The 1,762-nt window shown below is 68.4% G+C and carries 1 protein-coding gene and 1 pseudogene; both read right to left on the reverse strand.

The window, feature by feature from the left end; all coding sequences use genetic code 11:
• The coding region (locus tag IEZ19_RS49655) for a 2-oxoacid:ferredoxin oxidoreductase subunit beta (protein WP_189317938.1) at nucleotides 1-1,023 on the reverse strand (1,023 nt) is incomplete at its 3' end.
• Nucleotides 1,016-1,762: pseudogene (locus IEZ19_RS49660) on the reverse strand (2-oxoacid:acceptor oxidoreductase subunit alpha); the annotation flags it as partial. The pseudogene IEZ19_RS49660 and the gene IEZ19_RS49655, both read right to left, overlap by 8 nt.

Genomic DNA, 1,762 nt, shown 5'->3' on the forward strand with positions numbered 1-1,762 from the left:
GCCGTGCTGTTCGATCGCCGTGTCCAGCTGGGCGGCCATCCCGGTGTCGTAGACCGGGCGGTCCACGTCGCGGAAGACACCGATCGGGGTGTGGTGGAGGGTGTCGGGGTCGGCGAGGCGGGACAGGGCGAAGGCGGTCGTCGGGGACGCCGCGTGCGCGTCGTGGACCAGCAGCTGCGCCTCGTTGTCCGCCGTCACGGTGACGACCTGCAGATCACCGGTGTGCGGGTTGCGTACGACGCCCCGCTCGCTGTCGGTGCCGAAACGGATCGGGCGGCCGTGTTCCAGACGGATCAGGGCCTCGTCCTGGCTCCGCCTGTCCTTCAGCGCGTCGAAGGCGCCGTCGTTGAAGATGTTGCAGTTCTGGTAGATCTCCACCAGCGCCGTGCCCGGATGCGCGGCCGCCTGCCGCAGCACCCCGGTGAGGTGCCCCCGGTCCGAGTCGATGGTGCGGGCCACGAACGACGCCTCCGCACCGATCGCCAGCGACACCGGGTTGAACGGGGCGTCCAGCGACCCCATCGGCGTCGACTTCGTGATCTTCCCGACCTCCGACGTCGGCGAGTACTGGCCCTTGGTCAGACCGTAGATCCGGTTGTTGAACAGCAGGATCTTCAGGTTGACATTGCGGCGCAGCGCGTGGATGAGGTGGTTGCCGCCGATCGACAGCGCGTCCCCGTCACCGGTGACCACCCACACCGAAAGATCCCGGCGGGTGGTCGCCAGGCCCGTCGCGATCGCCGGCGCCCGCCCGTGGATGGAGTGCATGCCGTAGGTGTTCATGTAGTACGGGAACCGCGAGGAGCAGCCGATCCCGGACACGAAGACGATGTTCTCCCGCGCCAGCCCCAGCTCCGGCATGAAGCCCTGCACCGCCGCCAGGATCGCGTAGTCACCACACCCCGGGCACCAGCGCACCTCCTGATCGGACTTGAAGTCCTTCATCGACTGCCTGGCCTCGGCCTTCGGCACGAGGGAGAGCGCCTCGATCGTGTCCGTGCCTTCCGCGGACGTGTCAGCCATCGATGGCCTCCTTGAGCGCCTTGGCGAGCTGCTCCGCCTTGAACGGCATTCCGTTGACCTGGTTGTAGGAGTGGGCGTCGACCAGGTACTTCGCCCGGATCAACGTGGCGAGCTGGCCCAGGTTCATCTCGGGAATCACTACCTTCTGATAACGCTCCAGAACGGTGCCGAGATTCCTCGGGAAGGGGTTGAGGTGGCGCAGGTGTGCCTGCGCGACGGACTCACCGGCCGCGCGCAGCCGCCGTACCGCCGCGGTGATCGGGCCGTACGTCGAGCCCCAGCCCAGCACCAGCGTGCCCGCCTCGTCCGGGTCGTCGACCTCCAGGTCCGCCACCTCGATCCCGTCGATCTTCGCCTGCCGCGTGCGGACCATGAAATCGTGATTGGCCGGCGCGTAGGAGATGTTGCCCGAGCCGTCCTCCTTCTCGATCCCGCCGATCCGGTGCTCCAGCCCCGGCGTCCCCGGAATCGCCCACGGCCGGGCCAGGGTCTGCGGGTCACGCTTGTACGGCCAGAACACCTCACTGCCGTCATCCAGCGTGTGATTGGGCCCCTGCGCGAACTGCACCGCCAGATCCGGCAGCTCCTCCAGCTCCGGGATCCGCCACGGCTCCGAGCCGTTGGCCAGATAACCGTCCGACAGCAGCATCACCGGCGTGCGGTACGTCAACGCGATCCGCGCCGCCTCCAGCGCCGCCTCGAAACAGTCCGCCGGCGTCCTCGGCGCGATCACCGGGAC

It is taken from the genome of Streptomyces brasiliensis (assembly GCF_014647875.1).
Classification (GTDB): Bacteria; Actinomycetota; Actinomycetes; order Streptomycetales; family Streptomycetaceae; genus Streptomyces; species Streptomyces brasiliensis.